Here is a 23,243-nt window from a genome sequence, read left to right as displayed (position 1 = left end):
ATTTAAGGCGTTTAGATTGTGTTTTTGTCAAATAAGCCAAAATTATTTTTAAAGGATTTTTGTTTCGGTAATTGAGCTGATTGAGATGTTGAACAGCTATTATTTGTTAATAGGTAGATCGCTTCGTTTAAAAGAGGGTCTTTTGTATCACCCCAATCTACGTTAATGGTGTCTTCGGCGTAACAATCTGCAGGTAAACCGTTAAAGTAGTCGCCATACCCCTCAGAATTCACCATTTTAAAGTTGATAGCGAATACTACATGGTCGCATAGCTTATTTATATCCATGCCGACGGGTTTACCTCTAGTGCTAGTCCCTACAACCTGAACGTCTATGTGAGGCTTTAGTGCATTAATTACTAGTTCGCTAGACGATGCTGTTTGCTCAGTGGTTAATACCACAACGCGAGGTAAGTTTAGGCGTGGTTTGTTATTGCTTAATTCAAAGTTTACGCTATTAGCGCTACGATTTTTATTGTACTCATAACTAAACATAGTTTTACCTAAAACTTGCTCTGCGGCTATTTGGCTTGCTAGTTGTTTTGCTATATTTATGTAACCACCGCCATTGTAACGTAAATCAAGTACAAGCTCGGTTATGTTTTCCTGTTCGAATAATGAAAATGTCCCATCTAGGTCTTGTGCACTGCGTTCTACAAAACTATTGAATACAAGGTAGCCAACTTTACCTTTAGTGGTTTCTAAAATGCGTGTATCTAGTATTGTGTTGCTGTTAACGGTTGAGCGAGACATGGTACCTGTTTGTTCCTCACCGTTTAGATCTAACCAGGTTACATCGACTGTGTAGCCTTCTTCATTTGGGCCTAATACTGCATCGTAATCAAAAGTGTTGTTAGCTATTGCCTCTTCAATATTGATGCCATTCATAGTGGTGATTAATGAGCCTCTTGTTAAACCCATAGCAGCAGCATTACCATCATCAAAAACATATCTTACAAGTAAACCGTTAGCCATAACTTTATTTGATAGACCATAACCAAAGTAACTCGCATTAATATATTGGTCTTCATATTCCTGCGCAGTAACTGCATAGCTGTATTCATCTAGTTCTACTTGCGAGCGAACTTCGGTCAATAAATCGTTTAATGATTCAAATGTTGATGGATTGGTTGAGGTATTTAACTGATCGTTCCAGAGGTAATCTGCTTGAAGGTAATCCCACAAAGCTTCGTTTTGTGCAGTTTGAGATTCACATACAAGCGGATCAGAACTAATTACTTTCCCTTCGTTTTCTGAACCACCACACGCGCTTAATATACATAATGTGCTTGCAAAGAAAATATTTTTGTTTTTTATCATGACATTCCTTGTTAATTTTTATTACAGAAAAAGGTACATGATTATTTGTTAATTAGCGACTAATTTTTTGTGACTACCTGTTTACTTTTTAGTTAGTTCCAACACATTTTTAATCAATGAGCAAACATAAGAGTGCAAGCCATAAGACTAAAGTCTATAGGTTAATTTTATTCACTTATTGAGTTTGTTTTTATCGTTTGTGAGGTTTGAGCTTTTACTCTAAAGTTCAGTTGTCGGCAACAAGCACGACTCACTTAATTAGGAAAGGCAAACCATGAAACGTACACTTTTAAAAACCATCGCTCTTGGCTCATTATTAACTTGCTCTGCAGCTGTAATGGCTGATTCAAGTGACTACAAATTAATGGTTATTGAAGCGCAAACTGCGCCGCAGCCGCTTGAACAATCGTTTAACAGCTGCGCACTGAATGTTAAGTCAAAAAACTACGCACAGGCTGAAGCTATTTGTACTAAAGCAATTGCACTTTTAAAAGATGCAGACGCACCACGATTTAAAGTACGCCAGCTTACCTCATTCGCGTTAAGCAACCGCGGTGTAGCGCGTTTAAAAGCGAACAACGAAACGGCTGGTCTTGCTGATTTATACGAAGCTAAATCAATGTCTAACAGTACAATGGTGTCGCACAATTTAACACGTGCTAAAGAAGAGCTTTCTTTATAATAAGTATTATCATAGTGAAAAAGCCGATGTGAGAGTGATCTTGCATCGGCTTTTTTGTGTTTATTGTTTTTTAAAGTGCTCATTATCTATTCATCATTGCGGGTTAATAATACATTTAATTGTTTAACTCAAAGCAGAATCCTATTTTGAAGCCTATAAAAATATTACTACTCAGCTCAGTCGCTATTATATTAACCATAGTATTAGCCCTGTTCGTTTTACCTGAAAAAATCACTAATCCCGTATTAGGGGCAACACCCAAAGATTGGAACCATGCTACTTTTTGGTATGAGCCATGGGGGAAGTCCGGTGTTCATAAAGGCATTGATATATTTGGTAAAAAAAATAGGCATGTTGTTGCACCGGTTAATGGGGTTGTTGTGTTTAGCGGTGAGCTTAAAAGAGGCGGTAAGGTAGTTGCTATACTCGGGCCTAAATGGCGGGTGCACTATGTAGCGCATTTAAATAGTTACAGTGTAAGTGAAGGTGACATTGTGAAGTTAAATGAAAATATTGGCTTACTGGGTAACACAGGAAATGCAGCGGGTAAGCCACCTCATGTTCATTATTCAATTGTGTCTTTATTTCCACTACCTTGGCTTGCAACAAGTGAAAGCCAAGGTTGGAAAAGAATGTTTTATATCAACCCACATACAAAACTGATTAGCCGGTAATGGTCAGTGACTAGGGTCTGTTGATCTTTGCGGATTGAAATTTATTCAAACTAGTGGCTATTTAATCGAGGCGCGAGGTTTGTAACCTAGTGAGCTAAGTAAAAACTGAGTTACAAAGAGTAAATAGCCCCTAGGAAGAACCTCTGGGCAGCGCCTGTTTGGCATTAATGCTACGTTATCGCCAATTTATGGGGAATAACCACACTACATAGGCTTTGCCCTGCCTAAATACCAAACAGACTGCTGCAAATTTAACCTTGAAAGGTCAACAGACCCTAATAAATGATACAAATTTTTAGTTATTGAATAGCTACAGCAAGCTGATGGTAAAGGCCAATACCTACGATTACATTGAACGGAAAAGTAACACCTAGCGAGCTAAGCATGGCAAGGCCTATATCGGCTTTAGGAATAGCGGCTTTGATTGCTGCAGGTGCTGCAATGTAAGAGGCACTGGCTACTAAGCTACCGAGTATAACCACTGAACCAAGTTCTAATCCTAATAAAGTACCTACGCCCACACCTACTGTGCCCAAACATAGTGGGGTAATAATAGCAAAGGTCGCTAATTTCCAATGTTGCCATGGGAAAGGGCGCAGTGTTTGTGCAGCTACTAATCCCATTTCTAGTAAAAATAAGGCAAGGACTACTTTAAAACTGCTTGTTAATAAGCTGGTAACCTGGCTGCCTTGCGATGTGCCGTACATCATGCCAATAATTACACCACCCACTAATAAAATAACACTTTTGTTTGTGAGGGTTTCGTGCCAAAGCGCTTTTAATGAGAGAGTACTTGTTTGGCCTGGGTCTTTATCGAGCTTGCGATAAAGTAATAAGCCAACAATAATAGCGGGAAGCTCTAGCATAACTAAATAGAGCGTTACTTCAGCGCCAACGGCTAAATTTGCAGATTCGGCATACGCTAACGCAACCGCGAACGTACCGGCACTTACCGAGCCATAATGCGCTGCAATACTTGCGCTGTTAGCCACCGATAATTTAATAACGTATTTTAAAATGGGGTATAGCATTAGCGGAATAAGTGCACCTAAGAGCATCACTGTGCCCATTTCTGGTAGCAGTTGCCAGCTTAAATTGCCGTGAAGTACCATGCCGCCTTTTAAACCAATAGTTAGCATGAGTAATAAGCTTAGTGTTTCGTAGGTTGCTTTAGGAATGGTTAAATCAGAGCGTAATATTCCCGCTACTAATCCTAAAATAAAAAACATAACAACTATATCAGGCACAACATTTCCTTTTAAATATGAAATTAAGTGGCGCTATTGTATTTAAAACTTTGTATAGTAAATAATAAAATAAATACTAGTTAGGTATAAATAATTATCTATAGGTGGTGGTTGTGGATTTACGACATATTTCATTTAGATTGCTCGAAGTGTTTATGAGCGTAGTAAAAACAGGCTCAATTAGTGAAACCGCGAGGCGATTGCACTTAACTCAGCCTACTGTATCGCTGCAAATTAAACGCTTACAAGAAGCTGTAGCTGAGCCGTTAATGGTTATGCAGCATCAAAAAATGCACGTGACCGAAGCTGGACTTGAGCTTTATAAAACCTGTCAGCAAGTATTTGGACACTTTGAAGATTACCAAGACTTTTTAACAGAACTAAATGGTGGTGAGCGAGGTAGGTGTAAAATAGCCATGGTCAATACCGCACAATATATTTTGCCCAAATTATTAGGACCCTATAGTAATTTACACCCGCATGTAGAGCTTCCACTAGAAATTGGTAACCGTGCAGAAGTGCTAAACCGATTTGAGCGTGGTGAAGACGATATTTACGTATTCAGCCATCCTCCATCGCTTGAACATGCGCAAGCTGCACGTTTTTTACATAATCCGCTTGAGTTTATTGTGCCGGTTAATCATCCGCTTGCACAATTAGAGTCAGTAAAGCTCAGCGACTTAATGCAATACCGATTTTTATTACGTGAAAATGGCTCGGCAACGCGCATGTTATTTGAAAGCGAGCTACAAAGCCGTGGTTTAGTACTGAGTGATTCAGTGCAAATGGCTAGCAATGAAGCAATTAGAGTTGCGGTATCTTCGGGTATGGGAATAGCCGTTTTATCTCGCCATGTACTCGAAAAAGACGATGCAAGCTTTAAGGTATTAACTGTTACCGATACTCATTTAGCTAGCCATTGGTATTTTGTTATGCGAACCGACAGGCATATATCGCATGCTGCACGAAACTTTTTAAAATTTGCACAGCAACATTTAGAGCAATACCTCGATTCGCAGTGGGTACGAAACGAGTTAGATAATTTGCAACTAAATTAATTTATATCCGGGGTTGAGTCTCTTAAAATTAGCTTAGGCTCAAACACCTGAGTAACCGTTATGCCGCTTTTTTTATAAATATCTTTAAGCACTAAATTTGCTGCTGCACGGCCCATTTCGGGTACTGGGTTATCTATTGTGGTAAGCGTAGGGTAAAGGTAATTGGTAAAAATAACGTTATCAAACCCAATTATTGCTAAATCTTTAGGTATATTAAAGCCATGCTCGCGAGCGTATTTCATTGCACCCGATGCCATTTCGTCATTGGCGCACACAAGAGCCGTAATTTGCGCTTTATTTTGAATAAAATGACGCAGACCATCGCTCCCACCGGTTTCTTTAAAGTCGCCCACATAATACAAGCTTTCATCAAAGGTGAGGTTATATTCTGCAAGCGCCTTTTTGTGGCCTTTTAAACGATCTGAGGCATCTTCTTTAAATTGTGGACCGGCAATATAAGCAATACGTTTATGCCCTTTATTGATCATAGCTTTTGTTGCAAGGTAGCCACCCATAACATTATCGAGACTAATGCAGTTTTGCTCTATTTCTTTAACGTAGCGACTCATTAAATAAATAGGGGTTTTACCTTTACTGAGCTCAATTAAATACTCGTTAGATACCGCTTCTACGTGAGCAATAATGGCGTCGCAATTACGGCTAATTAAAAATTCAAAACCGTTTTTTTCTTTTTTTTCATCACTGTGGCCGGGCGTAATAATTACGTGTTTACCAGCTATGCGCAATTGCTCTTCAATGGCCGACATCATTTGTCCAAAAAATGGGCCGTCTAACTCAGACACTAAAATACCTACACTGTTTGTACGGCTCGATGCTAAAGAGCGTGCAATAGAGCTTGGCTGATAGCCGAGCTCTTTCATCGCCTCTAATACCTTTTTTTTAGTTTTTTTACTTACGTAGTCGTTGTCGTTAAGCACCCTAGAAACAGTTGATAAAGACACTCCTGCCATTTCTGATACTTGATAAATAGTCGCCATTTATATCCTAGCTTGTACGCATTTGTTTTAAATAAAATTTATAAAACATAAATTGTGATTAAATGTTAATTTACACATTACTGCGCCTAATTGCTAAATCTTCTGTTATTTTTTGGGTTATTGCAGGTGTAAGCGGATAAATAAGCATCAACGCGGCGCCTAAAAATGCAAAAGCAGCAGGGATCCAGCTCATTAACAACTGCATAGCGGGAAGGGTTTGGTTAATTGTAAGCTCATCCATACCGTTATACCCATAGCTTGCAAGTACCACTAATACGAGTGCCCCAGCAAAACCACCTCCCGTTTTTTGTACAAAGGTGCCTGCAGAATAAATAAGCCCGGTTGCGCGGCGTTTATTTTTCCACTCGGAGTAGTCGGCAGAATCTCCCAGCATGCTAAAAAACAAAGTAGGCATCATAGCGGCAAAAAACTCAGCCGCGCAGCCAAACGTAAATACAGCGACAATATTATTGCTAGGCACCCAATAAAATGCAGTGGTTAATAAGCCGCTTAGCAACAACGATGCAATAAATAAATTGCGTTTGCCCATAATTTCAGCCAGCTTGCCTGTAGCAAGTGCACCAAATATAGATACTATTAATAAGGCAATAAAATATTGCCCTGCCATCAGTTCATTGCCAACGTGGTACTTAAAGTAATAGGCAATAACACCATATTTTATGCCGTTAAACATCATGGTTAAAAAGCCAATACCTAATAAAACGAGCCACGGTTTATTTGTTAGTAAATCGACCATATCGCGCTGCGAACCGGTTAGGGTTTGTTTGTTTTTATTAAGTAGTTTTTTTATAACAACAGTCATTGCCGCCATAACTAAAGCAAAAAATAATCCGCTGTATAAATCGCGATAATAAAAAAACAGTGTTGTTGATAACAAAGGTAATATTATAAATGGCAGGTTTTTAGTTAAATCAAACAGTTCTGATTTTAAACACCCTTGCTCTGAAGCTGGCGCTATTACGCGTTCTTTAGTGCTTACAAAGGTAATAACCATGAGCGCAATAAGTAAACTTGCGAACAAATACATAGTGAGCTGATAGCCCTTGGCGTTATCACCGCCTCCAAAATAAGCGACTAAGTCGGGTAAAAAGCCCATCACTAATAACCCGCCTGTAAACGCGCCTGCAAATCTGAATCCTGATAGCTTTGTGCGCTGGGTGTCATCGGGGGTCATTACGCCCATAAGTGCAGAGTAGGGTACGTTACTGACTGTATAAGCAAGTGTTAAACCAATATAAGTAACGTAGGCATAAATAAGTTTATTGGTTTCGCTAAAGTTTGGTGTGGTAAAGCACAGCACCATAAACAAACCTAAAAAGGGCGCGGAGTAGAGTATCCACGGCCTAAATTTTCCAAAGCGCGACTGCGTTCTATCGGCAATCATGCCCATAATTATATCGGTTACACCATCAGATAATCTAACCACTAAAAACAGCATGGCGGCCGCTGCAGCCGATATGCCAAAGGTGTCGGTATAAAATACCGCTAAATAGGCCAATGCGCCGCGCCATACTAAATTAGCACCCGCGTCACCCATGGCATAACCGACTTTTTCGTATAAAGGGAGTTTGTTCACAGTGTGTGTTCTTATTGTTATAAGCCGATAATTTATCGGCTTGTTATGAGTTTAGTGTACGCTTTACCACTGGCTTTAACAGTTCGTTTTTGTGTGTTGTAGTCTACGTGTACTATACCAAAGCGTTTTAAATATCCTTCTGCCCATTCAAAATTATCCATCAGGCTCCAAGCAAAGTACCCATCTACCTTAACACCTTGTGCTGTTGCATTATGTAGGGCATTTAAATGCTCTTGGTAATATTCAATACGATCGTTGTCTTTCACTTCACCGTCTTTAAATTCGTCAGCCATGGCTGCGCCATTTTCGGTAATATAAATAGGTGGTAGGGTGTATTTTTCGTTTAACGATACAAGTAACTCTGTAAGTGCTTTAGGGTAAATTTCCCAGCCAATATCGGTCATTGGGGCTTTGTGTGGTAGCTCATGATAAAAGTCTGTTTCGCTTGCTTGATAATGCATACGGGTATAAAAATTCACGCCTAAATAATCAAGTGGTTGTGCAATAATGTCCATATCGCCTGGTAAAATGTCAGGGCGCTGGGCTTTAGGTAATTGGTTAATAATATCAGGGTATTGACCTTGCATTACTGGCTGCATATACCATTGATTTATGTAGTCATCAGCAAATGCAGTGGCGTTTAAATCTTCTTCGCATTGGCTGACTGAGTAGCAAGGCGTAAAGTTAAGCACAATACCGTTGAGTGAATTAGGGCTATTTTTAGCAAGCACTTGCATCGCTAACCCGTGGCCAAGTAGTAAATGATGGGCAGCTTTTCGCCCGTGTTCTCGACCTACAATACCGGGTGCATGTACGCCAATTTCGTAACCTAAATAAGAGCTACAAAATGGCTCGTTTAGTGTTGCATAAGAATGTACTCGCTCACCAAAGGCTTGGGTAATTAAGTCTGCGTAATGTGCAAATTCGTAAGCCGTGTTTCGGTTAAGCCAGCCGCCTTCGTCTTCAATATGTTGTGGTAAATCCCAGTGGTACAAAGTAACAAATGCTTTGATATTACGACGTTTTAGCTCATCTAAAATATCGGTGTAAAACTTAACCCCTTCAGGGTTTAAATGGCCAGCTTTAGTCATCACACGCGGCCAAGAAATAGAAAGCCTGTAGGCGTCTACACCTAGCGACTCAATTAAATCTATATCGTCTTGCCAACGGGTGTAGTGCTCACAGGCAACATCACCATTTGAATTATCAGCAATTTTACCTTCTTTACTACAAAAGGTATCCCAAATGCAGGGGAGACGATCTGCTGCGCCACCCTCAATTTGAAAAGACGCTGTGGCCACACCGTAAGTAAAGTGTTTGGCTAAAAGTGGTGAGCCACTAGGTAAAGATAATTGTTTCATTAAGCGAAAACCCCTGCTTTATTTTTAGTAAATTTGCTTTTATAAAGTTAAAGTTGGAAGCGCTTCCATAATTAATTTGATTAATCGCCAGGTATAGTATTTAATAACTTTCAGGAAGCGCTTCCATATTTAGGTTAGTGGCTATTGTTAAACAGGTCAATAGTTATATTTAAATAAGCAAATTACATTATAAAAACGCACCCAGACAACACAGGGCCATAACAATGAGAAAAAGCTTAAACACAAAAGCATTAAAAATACTTCCCCTTTTGGTGGGAGGAATATGCGTTTTAACAGCCTGTAATAAACAGCAAACGCAAGTTAGTAACAATCATACTAACGCCTCGGAGCATGAGCAGGGCGATATAACACTTTGGCCAACACTTAAAAACAAAGTACAAAAAAGTGCCGAGATTGAAAATACAATTGCCGGTTATTTAAAGTCGATGACGCTTGAGCAAAAAGTAGCGCAAATGATCCAACCAGAAATTCGCGACATAACCGTTGAAGATATGCGCAAATATGGGTTTGGATCTTATTTAAATGGTGGAGGCTCGTTTCCTGATGCTAATAAGCATGCTACTCCTGCTGACTGGATAGCGCTTGCAGAGGATATGTATCAAGCATCGGTTGATGACTCAATTGATGGCAGTAAAATCCCTACCATGTGGGGCACCGATGCCGTACATGGACACAATAACGTCATTGGTGCGACGTTATTTCCACATAACATTGGTTTGGGTGCTGCTAATAACCCTGCGCTTATAGAGCAAATTGCAGCGGCAACAGCGGTAGAAGTAATGGCTACAGGGATTGATTGGGTGTTTGCACCTACCGTAGCTGTAGTGCGCGATGATCGCTGGGGCAGAACCTACGAAGGCTATTCAGAAGACCCTGCAATTGTTCGCGAGTATTCAGCCGCTATTGTAAATGGCTTACAAGGTAGAGCCGATGGCGACTTTTTAAGTGATAAACGCGTAATTAGTACTGTTAAGCACTTTTTAGGTGATGGCGGTACAGTGGATGGCGACGATCAAGGTAATAATATAGATACCGAAAAAGATTTATACAATATACATGCGCAAGGTTATATAGGTGGCTTAACGGCAGGTAGTCAGTCTGTTATGGCGTCGTTTAATAGCTGGCATGGCAAAAAAAATCATGGCAATAAATACTTACTTACCGATGTACTCAAAACCAAAATGGGTTTTGATGGCTTCGTAGTGGGGGATTGGAATGGCCACGGGCAAGTTGCCGGCTGTACTAACGAAAGCTGCCCACAAGCGGTCAATGCGGGGCTTGATATTTTTATGGTGCCTACAGATGCTTGGAAACCACTTTATAACAATACAATAGCGCAAGTAAAAGCGGGTACTATTCCCATGGCTAGAATAGATGATGCCGTTGCGCGTATTTTACGTGTTAAATTACGCGCAGGTTTATTTGAAAAACCAAGCCCTGCCAAGCGTAAATTCTCAGGTAAAGTAGCGCTAATTGGTGCGCCAGCACATCGTGATATTGCCCGCCAAGCGGTGCAAGAGTCTTTAGTACTGCTTAAAAACAATAACCATATATTACCGATTAACCCATCAAGCAATATACTTATAGCAGGCGATGCGGCCAATAATATTGGTAAACAATCGGGCGGTTGGAGCATTACGTGGCAGGGCACTAACAATAAAAATGAAGACTTTCCTGGAGCCACCTCTATATATGCCGGATTAAAAGCGCAAATAGAGGCTGCTGGCGGTAACGCTATCTTAAGCCCAAATGGCATGTTTGATACTAAACCCGATGTAGCCATTGTTGTATTTGGCGAAGAGCCATACGCAGAAGGGCATGGCGATAAAGACAACCTTGAGTTTGAACGTAATAATAAACGCTCTCTTAAAATATTAAAAACATTAAAGCAGCAAAATATACTAGTTGTTTCTGTGTTTATATCGGGCAGACCCATGTGGGTTAATAGCGAGCTTAATGCATCTGATGCGTTTGTAGCTGCATGGCTTCCTGGCACTGAAGGCCAAGGTATTGCTGATGTATTACTAAGCGATAAACAAGGGCAAGTACAACATGACTTTAAAGGTAAGCTATCGTTCTCGTGGCCCAAATCGCCACTACAAACGGCTGTAAACAAGGGCGATGAACATTATGCACCGCTACTACCTTATGGATTTGGGTTAACCTATAAAGATAAAAGTACCCTTACTAATAACCTAAATGAAGACTCAGGTGTTGATGTAAGCAACCTTGCGCCGCTGTCTATATTTAATGGCAGCTTTAAAACACCGTGGCGTTTGTTTTTAAACTCTAATAACCAGCAGCATCAAGTTGCTAGTAATAGTGTAAAGCTTGGCGGCATTACTTATCGTACTGAAGATAAGACCATTCAAGAAGATGCGATGACGTTTAATTTTACAGGCTCTAGTACAAGCTATATCGAAATTAACAGTAACTTTACTGAAGACAAAGTAGCTTATAGTGAGGCCAATTCAGCGCTTAGTTTTAGCTATAAAATAAATACAATGCCAACAGAGCAAGTGCAACTAGGTATGAAATGCGAGCAAGGCTGTGGTGGCGAGCTTAATATTACCAATGAGCTTAAAAATTCAGCCTTAAATACATGGCAAACAATGAGTGTAGATTTAACCTGTTTTACTAAAAAGGGCGTTGATTTTGCCAGAGTAACCAGCCCATTTATTATTAAAACGGCAGGAGAGCTTAGCGTTTCAGTTGCAGATATTGGCTTTGAACCACAAAACGCTAAAAGTGCCAAGATTAAGTGTGAATAATAAAGCGTAAAAATTGTTGTGTGTACCCAAAGCCCTTTTTTAAGGGCTTTTTTCATGCAGGGCAATAGTGTTTTAAAAACTCATGGTGGGGTGGTAATTGGCTTACGCGCTGTTCTATTTGCTGTTTAATACCGTGTAAAAAACGGGCGAGTTCTTCATCGCTCATCATGCTGGCTATTAAGTGGTGCTGTTCAGGCCCAATACCTTGTCCAAGCATAACTTGTACCCAAGAGTCGACTCTAAAAATATCACCATCGTCTAAAAATACACGGCCAGTTTGTTTAAACAAATCAATTTTATGCTTAAGTGTTTTTGGCACTTCCATGGCGCTACAATGCAGCCAAAATTCGCTGTCATCGCGATTAGTTACTTTGTAATGCAGCACAATAAAATCGCGAATATTTTCAATTTCGCTTTTAAGTTGTTTGTTGTATTCATCAATGGCGTGATTGGTTATGCCATTAAACGGAAATAAACGCATAAAACGAATAATACCCGACATAATTAAATGAATGCTGGTGGACTCAAGTGGTTCAACAAAACCGCTTGCAAGACCAAGCGCAAGGCAGTTTTTGTTCCAGCCTTTTAAGCGACGCCCAGTTTTAAATTTAATAACACGGGGTTCAGTAAGCGTTTCACCTTCAATGTTATTTAGCAATAACGCTTTAGCTTGTTCGTCATCCATATATTGGCTGCAATACACTAACCCATTGCCTACACGACTTTGCAGCGGTATACGCCATTGCCAACCGCTTTTATGGGCAATAGAGCGGGTAAGTGGCAATACGGTATCGCTTGTTGATTTTGTTTGTACTGCAATGGCGCTATTGCATGGTAATAAGTGCGACCAATCTTCGTAGCCCGTATGCAATGCTTGCTCTATTAATAAGCCTCTAAAGCCGGTGCAATCTATAAAAAAGTCGCCGTTTATTTGCTCGCCACTATTTAAAAGTAATGATTCTATGTGGCCTGTTTTAGCGCTTTTTACTACTTTTTGTATTTTACCTTCAACACGTTTTACACCTAATGGCTCTGAAAATTCACGTAAAAACTGCGCGTAGCGGGTAGCATCCATATGGTAGGCGTAGTTAATAGGATTTTGTTGGTTAAACGCAAATTTACCGGCTTTAGCCGCTTGCAGCTCGTAACAGTAATCGCCAAATGGGTTGTGTATTCCTAAAGTTTTGCCTTGTAGCCAAAAGTGATGAAACTCACCCGCCCAACATTCTTTGCCCGTTGCGCCAAATGAGTGAATATAACGCGTGTTTTCATCGCTCCAGTTTTCAAAGCTAATGCCTAATTTAAAGCTTGCTTGAGTGGCTTTCATAAAAGCTTGCTCATTTATACCTAGCAATTTATGAAACGTACGAATAGGCGGAATTGTTGCCTCGCCAACGCCTACAGTGCCAATATCGTCAGATTCAACAAGGGTAACATGTATATTTTTGCCAATTAATTTTGCAAGTGCAGCCGCAGCCATCCAGCCTGCAGTGCCGCCTCCCGCTATTACTACATTTTTAACTGCATTTGTTTTAGTCATTATGTGGCTGCCTATTATTAGATAAAAGATCATTTAAAAGCGCGCGGTTACTCGGTAAGCCTTTTAAGTATTGCGCTATTTTTTCACGGTTTTGCTGATAATAGTAATCCCCAGCACGTGGGTCGTTAAATGCATTTTGTGCAGATACAGTTTGTGTATTAAAGCCCATGCCGTATAAAACATACTGGTAACTACTTGATGAAAATACTTCTTCGTTTTCAATAAAGTCAAAGCGGCTAGGGGGCTGAAATTGCCACAGTTTAAGTAAATTTTGTAGGCGCTCTGGTGCAGTTGTTAAATCCCGAATATTTTGCCAGTAAGGGGTATCGTAGCGTTCGCTTAAAACATAATGGAGTTTTAAAAATTCGACAACACGTTGCCAGCGCGTGCTAAAACGGTCGTTAAAGCGATTTGCAAGTTGGCTCATATGCGTGCGGTTTTGTGGTAGTTGCTCGCTCAGCATACTAATTGAAAGTTCAACCATGGCAAGTGCAGAGGCTTCAAGTGGCTCTAAAAATCCAGCCGACATACCCACGGCAACACAGTTTTTAATCCAAAATTTTTGTCTGTACCCTGGGCTGAATTTTAATACACGGTAGTTAAGCTGCTCAGCTTGTTGCTCGCTAGTACTTTTAGCTATGTAGCTTTTTAAAGTATCAGTTGCGCTTTCATCGCTTTGGTATTTACTACTAAATACATAACCTGTGCCACGGCGTGTTGGTAGGGCTATATCCCAAATCCAGCCGTTACTTTGCGCAGTAGAGAGCGTTGCAGAGGCAATTGGCTGATTGATGTGTGCATTAGGTACTTGCGCTGCAACAGCGCTGTTGTTAAATAAAATATGATCTTGCGCTATAAACTCACTATTAAAATGCTCACCAATTAAACGCGCACGAGAGCCTGAGCAATCTAAAAATAAATCACCTGTTATATCGCCATTTTTATTTGTTTTTAATGAGGCAATATAGCCATGCTCGTCGTTAATAACGTGGGTTACATCGTCAGTAATATGTGTAACATTTAAGTTTTTAACACAGTGTTTTTTTAAAAACTCGGCAAATTTACCTGCATCTAAATGATAGCCATAGTTGGTGACTGCTGCGTATTCGGGTGTTTGTAATTGTTTTGGTGCAAGTGCTGCTTGGCATACAAAACTTTGCATATTAACAACGTCAGCAAACTTTTGGTTAGGTGCAATACGTTGCCAATTTGCGTGTAAATTGGTTTGCTCGTAGCCTTGAGGGTCCATAAAAGGGTGGTAGTAGTTTTCTCCCTTACTTAGGTTGCGCCAATTTATAAATTTAGAACCTTGCTTAAAGGTGGCATCGCACTGGGTTATAAAATCAATTTCTTTAATGCCAATACGCTGTAACGTATTACGCATTGAAGGCCACGTGCCTTCGCCTACACCTAGTATTGGTACGTTTGCTGACTCAATTAACGTGACACTCAAATGTGGATGCTCAGCAGCTAATAAACCCGCACTTAGCCAGCCGGCTGTACCACCACCTAAAATGACTATTTTTTTTATTGGTTTGGTCATGAGTTAAAACCCTAAACTTGATAACACGTAAACTATATCGTTTTAAATACAAAAAAGCCGCTAGTAAAAACTAACGGCTTTGCTTGGTATTGCCTTTAGAAGTTGTAACGCATACCAATATTGTAGCGTGCGCCTAGTTGTTGCAAGTTCCATAATTGCACTGATGTACGGCCATGTTCGCGGCTGTTTTGCTCAGTAATATTTATACCTTCAACAAAAAACGAAAGCTGTTCGCTGTAGTTGTATGCAACGTTAAAGTCGATTTGATAATACTCTTCAGTAAAACCAGGTTCGTTAACGTAACGCGCAGCACTATTTAAAAACTTATCCCGCCAGTTATAGGCAACACGGGCTTGAAAGTCATCGTTTTCGTACATGGCAATAAAGTTGGCTGTATCGCTTAGCCCTACCAGTGCAAACTGCGTTGTAGAAGGGTTAGCATTTACATCAAAGTCTATATCACCATTAACGGTAGTGTAGTTTGCTTGAACGCCAAAACCGCTTTCACCAAAAAAGTGTTGAAATGCAATTTCAAAACCATCTATGGTGGCGCTTTTATTATTGGTTGGTACTTGTGCAGTAAAATCGAGTAGTGGGTCATCGCTGTTAGCAATAACATCGTACGCCGCTTCAAATTCTTCGTAAGTCATAGAATCAAAATCTACCCCATTTTCGGTAGCCGCAACCATTTGGAATAAGTTTGAATCTGTAACAGCAAGCCCACGGGCTTCAAGCTCTGCAATGGCAGCTTGCGCGCGAGGGCCCGCAGTTGCATCGCGTAAACCATAGTAATTTTGTGTCATTGGCGTTAAACCAATAAAGTTTTCGATATCTTTTGTGTAGTAACCTACCGATACATAACTTGTTTCTGCAAAATACCATTCTGCCGATACATCAATGTTATCTGACTCAAGCGGCACTAAACCAGGATTACCTGTTGACGCTGTTGCTGGTGACGAACCAGGCAATAAGGTTGGCGCTCCCGGTACACCGACAGTAGCGGCAGAACTTAAGTTATCATACGTTGGACGGGCAATTGTTGTACTGTAAGAAAAGCGCGCTTTTACGTTTTCGATTACTTCTATGTCAAAGTCTAAGCTGGGTAAAAAATGATCGTAACTAGATTTTAGTGTGAAATCTTGCTTATCTGAGCCAAAGCGTACGTTAAAATCGTTGTTGCCTTCCCAAGCAATGGCATTTGGCAGGTCAATATTAGCAGTTGAAGTAATATCAGTTGACTCGTGACGTGCGCCAACAACGATGTTGTAAGGCATGTCATTAAAATAACCAGTATAAGTGAACTGAACAAAGGCCGCAGTAATATCTTCTTCTATGGTGCGGTTTGTAGCAAAAGCGCCATCGGCTGCGAAGTTAAATCCATATTGCTCGCCTGCCCAATAACCTATTTGCGAAGCGCTGCCCGTATAGCCTTGATTAAATGAACCAGACGTACCGTAATCGTCAAACTCAGCTAAAAAGTTGGTAGGATTTAAATAACCGTCAGGTAATTCACCAGGGTTTTCAACTCCCCAATTTCCCATCGTGTTACGAGTAAGTGACTGAAGTGAATGGCTTTCCATAGAGCGAGATTCTACGCCAAAGTCAATTACACCGTTTTCCAGCTCATATTTACCATGAAGCCTAAATTCGTTCACTTCAGATTCTTGGCTTGCAAAATTAGAGTCTAATATCGAGGTACCTACATCTGCAGGGTCGAGCGTATTGTTACAGTTTAAGTTAGCGCGTCGACAGTCGTTAAAATCTATACTCATAGAAGGAAGTTCGCGGCTAAAGTCTACTTCTTGTGCATTAATAACATTTGCACCAAGGCCTGCATTAACCCAGCTGCCGTATGGTGCATCAGGTTTACTGGTGGCTTTTGAATTGTGTGCATCAAACATAAAGCTCAACTCAGAGTTAAAGTAATACTCTACATTTAAGCCGATTGAATCGTTTTTATTTACCTGATTTAACTCTTGAAATGCTAAACCTAAATCACGCGTTTGTAGATCGCGGCGCTCTTCACGGTAATAGACAGGTGTTTTAACGGTGTTGTCATCAAAGGTTAGCGCACTTTTGTAATTGTCCATCCAAAGAGACTGCTCAGCGCGTGCTTCAAATAAATCTTGTTTAGAGTAGGTGTAATCAAGTGTGGCTGTTAAATCATCAATTGGGCTGTACTGAAATGTTAATTGTGCATTTGTACGCGTACGCTCTCTGTCGGCTATGGTATAACGTAAATCTGATGGCATTGAATAAAGCTGGCCAATCTCTGGTGCGTTAGTTAAAACAATATCGTCAGCTGCTTGAGGAATAGTGCCGTCAAAAGCCGATGTATTCCACTGATTTACAAATGCACCTGTTGATGAGCTATCGCGCTGTTGCATGCTTGCTGTTAACGATGCGCCAAATTTAGCGTCGCTGTCGGTCCAGCTAATAATACCCGAAAGCTCAGGTGTAATGTCATCGCCTACGCGATTAGTTGTATCGTGAAGTGCTTTAACACCAATACTTGAAATAAATCCAGGGTTGTCGAGTGGGCGGGCAGTGTTAATGTTAATAGTTGCACCAATACCACCAGAGGCAATACTTGCTTTACCTGTTTTATAAACTTCAACTGATTTAACGCTATCAGATGCCAAATTAGCAAAATCAAATGCACGAGAATTGGGAGTGCCGCCACCTGCAGGAAGAGATGCAGCAGGCATTGTGCGACCATTTAGGGTTACCATATTGTAATCGGGGCCAAAACCACGAACGGTCACTTTAGAACCTTCACCGTTTGAGCGATCAATCGACACACCGGTAATACGCTGTAGCGATTCGGCTAAATTGGTATCGGGAAATTTACCAATATCTTCAGCAGAAATGGCGTCTACCACACCTGCGGCATCACGTTTTAATCGAGTTGATTCTTTAATGCTACTTTTAAAGCCGGTGACCTGAATTACTTCAACGTCTTGATTTGCTTCTTCTTGTGCAAGCAACGGTAAAGATACAGACGCGCTTAAAATCAAAGATAGGCTGGTTGCTATCTTTGTTTTTCTTACAATATGGTTAGCCATTCGGTTTCCCTCGTACTTTTATCATTATTATTAACAGCTTGTATGAGGCTGTTATTGTGTAAATGTTAACATTGTCAAATGTGTGGAAGCGCTTCCAGAAAAGAAAATTAAAAATCACCTATGTGGAAGCGCTTCCAGAAATGCTAGACCAATTTCATAGAAGGATCAACTAATGTTTTAATAAAATGAAATATATTTGTTCGAAAAATGTAATTTATACTGTGAGTGAAGGGGTTGGTTAAACTGCATTAAAATTATGCCAAATTAATATGCTTTAAAAGTGGTGCTAGTAATTGAAGCTCGCAACATGTAATGATTAGACCCTTGATATATCTGCGTGGATTGTCATAAATTCGAGTTATTGTGAAAGTAAATTAACAAATAATGTTAAGTTGAAATAAAGTTAAAAACGGAGCAATCAAATTTAATGAATTATTTGAAATTAGCAAATATCGTTGGGTTCCAAAAAGTGAGTACGATTGTTAAAGAGGTACCATGAAAGCGCATCAGCAAGCAGTAATAGAGCAAGGGCAATGGTTTAAAAATCGTAGCCCCAAGCTAAAAATGTTTTTATTATCTCATGGTAAAATACTCACTTTGAAAGCCCAACAAGCGCTATTTTTACGTGGCGATGCGCATGATGGAATATACGTTGTTTTAAGTGGGGTTATGCGAATTAGTGGCGTAAATAGTAATGGTAAAGAGGCCGTTTTGAGTTTCATCGATGCGTCGTTATGGTTTGGTGAAGTAACGTTATTTGATAAAGGCTTAAGAACCCATGACGTTTACGCACAAACTGACGCTCAGTTATTTTATGTACCACAACGTTCATTAGAGCAACTATTAAGTAAACACCCTGAATATTGGCAGGAGTTTGGCTTATTATTGGCACAAAAATTACGGCTTATGTTTTCTTCAATGGAAGATCATGCATTGCACAGTGCAGAGCAAAAGGTATGTAACAGATTATTAATGCTGAGTGAGCAAACCAATTTTTCAGCACCATTGGCATTGTCTCAGCAACAATTAGCGGATATGACCTATTTAACACGGCAAACCATAAATCAAATACTACAAAAACTGGTTAAAAAAAATGCCATTAGTTTGGGGTATCAGTGCATTACAGTGTTGGATGTACGTAAACTGCAGGCGCTTGCTAGTTAACTCAAGCGCTGCACAATAAACCTTCAGTTAAAATTTAAATTTTTGGACAAATAAAAACAAATCCTCAATTGTTTAACCAGATTTTTGGTTGCCTAGCTTTAACTTAGTTTATTTTCACCATTTTTTGGAACCAAAATTGCTACAGATAATACTTTGCAGCAATAGGTTTAAACTAATGATGATAACTTCTTATATGAATCAATATAGTCGCTATGTAAGTGACACTAATGCGGCATCAATAAATAAGAGTGCGGCAACAGATGTCCCCACCCAACAACCGAAAGAGTTGAATGAGCCAAAGGTTGCTAATAACTTTTTACAAAATGCTCAAGAGGCATTGGTATACCAACGTTTAGGTATCGATAAAGACAAAATAGCAGAGATAAAAGCATTAATAGAAGCGTTATCAGAGCAGTTACAAAAGCAAGGCGCTGACAGTGATTCAATTAACAAAAAAATGGACGAACTACAAAAAATGCTCGAACAGGAGTATCAAAATGGACGTGAACGAATGGATACCCAACCAGAACAAGAAAAGGGAAGTATTATTTCGGCGTTAGCTTAAATTTGTAAGTGTCGGGTAGGTGACATTGTTGTTCCGCGTTTATTTGTTATGTTTAGTGTTTAGCTAAATATTTATTGAGGAATACACAATGCAAACACTTCAACAACAACTGGGCAAATATGGTTTATATCACCGCTCTAAGCGAAATGTGCTTACTCATTTTTTTGGTATCCCACTTATTGTATTTGCCGTTTTATGTTTACTTGCCCGCATTGAAATACCCCTTGGTGGCGTTGTTATTAATGGTGCCCAAATATTTGTTTTAGCTTCGGTAATCTATTACTTCATGTTAAGTCTATCGCTGGGTTTAATTATGGCTATATTGTTTACTGCATTGCTGTTTGCTGCTGAGCCTATAGCAGCTATGACATTTTTGCCTTGGTTAAGTATTGGCGTGGGGGTATTTGTGTTTGGTTGGGTGTTGCAATTTATTGGGCATTATTATGAAGGCAAAAAGCCCGCGTTTGTTGATGATTTAATTGGCTTAATTATTGGCCCATTGTATGTAACTGTAGAATTACTATTTTTAATGGGCTTTTACAAACAGCTCGAAATTGAAGTGAACAATATTGCAGGGCCAACAAAGGCGTAAATTCACTTACTCAAATCAAAAGCTTCATTGAGCAAAGAGGTACCTATGAATTTTAATAATAAAACAGTGTGGATCACAGGCGCATCGTCAGGCATTGGCAAGGAGCTAGCGGTTCAATTTGCAAAGCTAGGCGCACGCGTCATTTTATCTGCCCGCAATGTTGAAAAGCTCACTGAGGTAAAAGCAACGCTTAAAGGTGATGGGCATTTAATTATACCGCTTGATTTGTCAGCGCCTGAGGCTGTTTTGACTCAGGTTACTGATTTACTGCACACTTTACCTCCTATCGATATTTTAATTAATAACGGCGGGGTGTCGCAGCGCAGTTTATTTTTAGAAAACGACTTTAATGTATACCGCCAGCTTATGGAGGTTAATTATTTTGGTTTAATAGCACTGACAAAAGCGATATTACCTTCAATGGTTGCAAGAAAAAGCGGTTCAATCGTGGCTATTAGCAGTGTGGCAGGAAAGGTTGGTTCAAAGTTTAGAACGGGTTATTCAGGCTCAAAATATGCGGTAGTGGGCTTTATGGATTGCCTACGAGCAGAAGTAGCAGAGCACAATATTCATTGCTTAACGATTTGCCCAGGTTCGATTAAAACAGCGATTGCACATAACTCGTTAAACGAGCAGGGCGTCGCACAAAATAAACCCGAAGAATCAATTGAAAACGGCATGGCAGTATCCTGTGCGGCTGAAAAAATGATTAAAGCGATTGCTAACAAAAAAGACGAAGTTATTGTTGGGCAAGGATTAAGTGGTTGGGCACCAACGATAAAACGATTTTTTCCTAATTTATTTAATCGATTAACTGCTAAAACTAACTACAGATAATAGCACTTTTACTATTAATTAAGCTAAATAACAGGCGGTGGTTTTATTAATATTGAAAAGGTAGACTGTATTAAAATTAAATAAATAAGGTAAGGGTACTCGTGAAATTAGCATGGCTAAGCCTTTTTTTTGGTGTATTAATTTGGTCTGGCATTAACCCTAAAGATCAATTTACTTGGTTACTTGAAGTTATTCCCGCAATTATTGGTTTAGCACTTATAGCAAGTACGTACAAATACTTTAAATTAACCTCTTTATTGTACTTTTTTATTTTAGTGCATTGTATTGTGCTGATGATAGGTGGTCATTATACCTACGCAGAAGTACCTTTATTTGATAATTTATTTGGCAGCGAACGCAATAACTATGACAAAGTAGGGCACTTTTTTCAGGGATTTGTACCCGCTTTGCTAGCGCGCGAAATACTGCTACGAAAGCAGGTTGTGAATGGCCGAGGTTGGTTAACTTTATTTGTTATATCTGTCAGTTTGGCGTTTAGTGCGTTTTACGAATTAATAGAGTGGTGGGTAGCAGTACTGACCGGTGAAAACGCTGAGGCATTTTTAGGGACGCAAGGGTATGTGTGGGATACACAGTCAGATATGGCATTAGCGTTATTTGGTGCTATTTGCTCGTTACTGCTGCTTTCAAAACTACACGATACACAGTTAAAGTATGTAAAAAACTATTAAATACTTCACTGGATAGTTAAAAATGACTCAACAACCTCACAACTACTCAATTAGTACAGACAAGTCTAAGCTTAACTTTAACGTTATTTATAATTTTATTGCTAATAGTTACTGGGCAAAAGGCATACCTAAAAGTGTGATGCAAAAAGCGATTGATAACTCAATGTGCTTTGGCGTGTATAGCCCTAATAACGAGCAAGTTGGTTTTGCACGGGTAGTTACCGACAACGCTACTTTTGCCTACTTGGCAGATGTATTTATCACCCCGCACCTACAAGGGTGTGGCCTGAGCAAGTTACTTATTAAAACAATAGTAGAACACCCTGAGCTACAAGGGCTCAGGCGCTTTTTATTAGCCACTTCTGATGCGCATGGCCTTTATGCACAATATGGGTTTAAACCGATAGACAACCCAGGGCTACTAATGCAAATAAACCCTGCAAATGTGTATGAGGAAAATACTCAAGAGGACTATTAAGCGGGGGGAAGAGCAATGATTCTGTTAAACTCCTTACAGGCCCCAAACTCTTAAAGCTGCTGTATGAATTTCATTTAAAAGTAATAACCCTGCAATACTACCAAATAGCACCCACTTTTTAGATTTTTTAACTTCCTTGGAGCGTCTGTAAGTAACATAGCCAATAAAGGTTACTAGTACAATAACGGCTATTAATGATAATTGATTCTCTTGATTCAACCTAAAGTTCCCCTCAATTATATGATGAGAGAAAAATGAAATAACCCAAAGAGTGAACAAAACAGTAAGGCCAATTACATAATTAATAATCTTAAATGTATTAATTGAAGTACCACAAACAGGACAAACATAATTTCGTTCCCTAGCGTTAGGTGTTTTAACCTTTGGGGCAATTGTTGAATTACATTTTTTACAAACTAACAGAGACATAAACTCGATTCTATTTAGGGCTTATAACAAGGCTGTAGAGTAGCTCCAATAGCCAAATTCAATTAAAAAAGGGTTCCTGTAATTAACTCTAAATGTTTTTAAAGCATTAGGTAATGCTATTTGGAACCTATAAAACAGGCTGTTTTTTTTAAATGAGTAATTCTAGAGCTGCAACGCCTCATTATATGCCGCTTTTATTAGAGCAGTGTTTAATTATGCTATTTTTAAAAGCTTTCGCAAGAGCGTCAGTTTTACGATAAAACACACCGATATCTTCATCTAAATGCTGGCCATCTATATCAATTTCAAAACTAGTTTTAATATCAGTTTGCTCATACATAGTTAAATTGACTTCATATTCATCGAGTTCAAAAGAAAAACTTGAGCCATTTGTAATTAAGTTTTGAGTATTTTGAGTATGTTTAATTGTAGACTTCATGCATTCTGAAGTTACAAGGAAATCCACTTTCATTCCTAAACCTATACGGTTGTCATTTTCAATTTCGCAACCAACAATAAAGATTGGTAATAGTAAAACTAATAATCGATTCATAATCTTAGGCATATAGACATAATGACTCCCACACGGTGTTAGCCTCCGCTTTTCGTG

20 protein-coding genes are annotated in these 23,243 nt (G+C 39.5%); 10 read left to right on the top strand and 10 right to left on the bottom strand.

Annotation, left to right across the window (positions count from 1 at the left end; translation table 11 throughout):
- Window positions 1–11: 11 nt before the first annotated feature.
- Window positions 12–1,319: a S41 family peptidase gene (locus RF53_RS12155; protein ID WP_039037824.1), complete on the bottom strand. Its 1,308-nt coding sequence runs from the start codon at window positions 1,317–1,319 to the stop codon at window positions 12–14.
- 274 nt (window positions 1,320–1,593) lie between these two features.
- Between RF53_RS12155 and RF53_RS12150 the strand changes: the two genes are divergently transcribed.
- Both RF53_RS12150 and RF53_RS12145 read left to right on the top strand, forming a co-directional pair.
- Window positions 1,594–2,001, top strand: coding sequence for a hypothetical protein (locus RF53_RS12150; protein WP_006792270.1), 408 nt, complete (start codon window positions 1,594–1,596; stop codon window positions 1,999–2,001).
- Window positions 2,002–2,147: 146 nt separating this feature from the next.
- Window positions 2,148–2,675 (top strand): M23 family metallopeptidase, encoded by a 528-nt coding sequence (locus RF53_RS12145; protein ID WP_082014440.1) that lies wholly within the window; start codon window positions 2,148–2,150, stop codon window positions 2,673–2,675.
- 299 nt (window positions 2,676–2,974) lie between these two features.
- On the opposite strand, the gene RF53_RS12140 is transcribed toward RF53_RS12145, so the two are convergent.
- Window positions 2,975–3,922, bottom strand: coding sequence for a sodium-dependent bicarbonate transport family permease (locus RF53_RS12140; RefSeq protein ID WP_039037823.1), 948 nt, complete (start codon window positions 3,920–3,922; stop codon window positions 2,975–2,977).
- 113 nt (window positions 3,923–4,035) lie between these two features.
- On the opposite strand from RF53_RS12140, the gene RF53_RS12135 reads away from it, so the two are divergent.
- Window positions 4,036–4,980, top strand: a complete 945-nt coding sequence (locus RF53_RS12135) for a LysR substrate-binding domain-containing protein (protein ID WP_039037822.1) — start codon at window positions 4,036–4,038, stop codon at window positions 4,978–4,980.
- Here the strand turns inward: RF53_RS12135 and RF53_RS12130 are convergent.
- The 3 genes from RF53_RS12130 to RF53_RS12120 form a co-directional block, all read right to left on the bottom strand.
- Window positions 4,977–5,978 (bottom strand): LacI family DNA-binding transcriptional regulator, encoded by a 1,002-nt coding sequence (locus tag RF53_RS12130; RefSeq protein ID WP_010557355.1) that lies wholly within the window; start codon window positions 5,976–5,978, stop codon window positions 4,977–4,979. The genes RF53_RS12135 and RF53_RS12130 overlap by 4 nt on opposite strands.
- A 70-nt stretch (window positions 5,979–6,048) precedes the next feature.
- A complete protein-coding gene (locus RF53_RS12125) occupies window positions 6,049–7,575 on the bottom strand; it encodes an MFS transporter (RefSeq protein WP_039037821.1) in 1,527 nt (508 codons plus the stop codon).
- Between the two features lie 32 nt (window positions 7,576–7,607).
- The gene (locus RF53_RS12120) at window positions 7,608–8,936 is read right to left on the bottom strand and encodes a GH1 family beta-glucosidase (RefSeq protein ID WP_039037820.1); all 1,329 of its coding nucleotides are present in this window, start codon (window positions 8,934–8,936) and stop codon (window positions 7,608–7,610) included.
- 224 nt (window positions 8,937–9,160) lie between these two features.
- On the opposite strand from RF53_RS12120, the gene RF53_RS12115 reads away from it, so the two are divergent.
- Window positions 9,161–11,728 (top strand): glycoside hydrolase family 3 protein, encoded by a 2,568-nt coding sequence (locus tag RF53_RS12115; RefSeq protein WP_039037819.1) that lies wholly within the window; start codon window positions 9,161–9,163, stop codon window positions 11,726–11,728.
- Window positions 11,729–11,780: 52 nt separating this feature from the next.
- On the opposite strand, the gene RF53_RS12110 is transcribed toward RF53_RS12115, so the two are convergent.
- The 3 genes from RF53_RS12110 to RF53_RS12100 form a co-directional block, all read right to left on the bottom strand.
- Window positions 11,781–13,268: a tryptophan halogenase family protein gene (locus RF53_RS12110; protein ID WP_039037818.1), complete on the bottom strand. Its 1,488-nt coding sequence runs from the start codon at window positions 13,266–13,268 to the stop codon at window positions 11,781–11,783.
- On the bottom strand, window positions 13,261–14,811 hold the full coding sequence (locus RF53_RS12105) for a tryptophan halogenase family protein (protein WP_039037817.1): 1,551 nt from the start codon (window positions 14,809–14,811) through the stop codon (window positions 13,261–13,263). Before RF53_RS12105 ends, RF53_RS12110 begins: the two co-directional genes overlap by 8 nt.
- Before the next feature lie 95 nt (window positions 14,812–14,906).
- Window positions 14,907–17,876 carry a TonB-dependent receptor gene (locus RF53_RS12100; RefSeq protein ID WP_039037816.1) on the bottom strand — a complete coding sequence of 990 codons (2,970 nt, stop codon included), beginning with the start codon at window positions 17,874–17,876 and terminating at the stop codon, window positions 14,907–14,909.
- A gap of 495 nt (window positions 17,877–18,371) precedes the next feature.
- Here RF53_RS12100 and RF53_RS12095 point away from each other — a divergent pair, with 495 nt between their 5' ends.
- The 6 genes from RF53_RS12095 to RF53_RS12070 all read left to right on the top strand — a co-directional run bounded on the left by RF53_RS12095 (window position 18,372) and on the right by RF53_RS12070 (window position 22,204).
- A complete protein-coding gene (locus tag RF53_RS12095; RefSeq protein WP_039037815.1) occupies window positions 18,372–19,040 on the top strand; it encodes a Crp/Fnr family transcriptional regulator in 669 nt (222 codons plus the stop codon).
- Window positions 19,041–19,215: 175 nt separating this feature from the next.
- Entirely contained in the window at window positions 19,216–19,605 is a 390-nt protein-coding gene (locus RF53_RS12090; RefSeq protein WP_039037814.1) for a hypothetical protein, read from the top strand.
- A gap of 88 nt (window positions 19,606–19,693) precedes the next feature.
- Entirely contained in the window at window positions 19,694–20,197 is a 504-nt protein-coding gene (locus RF53_RS12085) for an Mpo1 family 2-hydroxy fatty acid dioxygenase (RefSeq protein WP_039037813.1), read from the top strand.
- A gap of 45 nt (window positions 20,198–20,242) precedes the next feature.
- On the top strand, window positions 20,243–21,034 hold the full coding sequence (locus RF53_RS12080; protein ID WP_039037812.1) for an SDR family oxidoreductase: 792 nt from the start codon (window positions 20,243–20,245) through the stop codon (window positions 21,032–21,034).
- Window positions 21,035–21,135: 101 nt separating this feature from the next.
- Complete coding sequence (locus tag RF53_RS12075; protein WP_039037811.1) at window positions 21,136–21,726, top strand: DUF2238 domain-containing protein; 591 nt, start codon at window positions 21,136–21,138, stop codon at window positions 21,724–21,726.
- A gap of 22 nt (window positions 21,727–21,748) precedes the next feature.
- Window positions 21,749–22,204: a GNAT family N-acetyltransferase gene (locus RF53_RS12070; protein ID WP_039037810.1), complete on the top strand. Its 456-nt coding sequence runs from the start codon at window positions 21,749–21,751 to the stop codon at window positions 22,202–22,204.
- A gap of 33 nt (window positions 22,205–22,237) precedes the next feature.
- On the opposite strand, the gene RF53_RS12065 is transcribed toward RF53_RS12070, so the two are convergent.
- Complete coding sequence (locus RF53_RS12065; protein WP_039037809.1) at window positions 22,238–22,633, bottom strand: zinc ribbon domain-containing protein; 396 nt, start codon at window positions 22,631–22,633, stop codon at window positions 22,238–22,240.
- 181 nt (window positions 22,634–22,814) lie between these two features.
- Window positions 22,815–23,243, bottom strand: a 429-nt coding sequence (locus RF53_RS12060; RefSeq protein WP_327077540.1) for a hypothetical protein, incomplete at its 5' end; no start/stop codon positions are given.

Source organism: Pseudoalteromonas sp. ECSMB14103, from assembly GCF_000813065.1.
In the GTDB taxonomy this organism is placed as follows: domain Bacteria; phylum Pseudomonadota; class Gammaproteobacteria; order Enterobacterales; family Alteromonadaceae; genus Pseudoalteromonas; species Pseudoalteromonas marina.
Note: the sequence above shows the minus strand (reverse complement) of the source record. Positions and strands in the feature narration are given on the sequence as shown.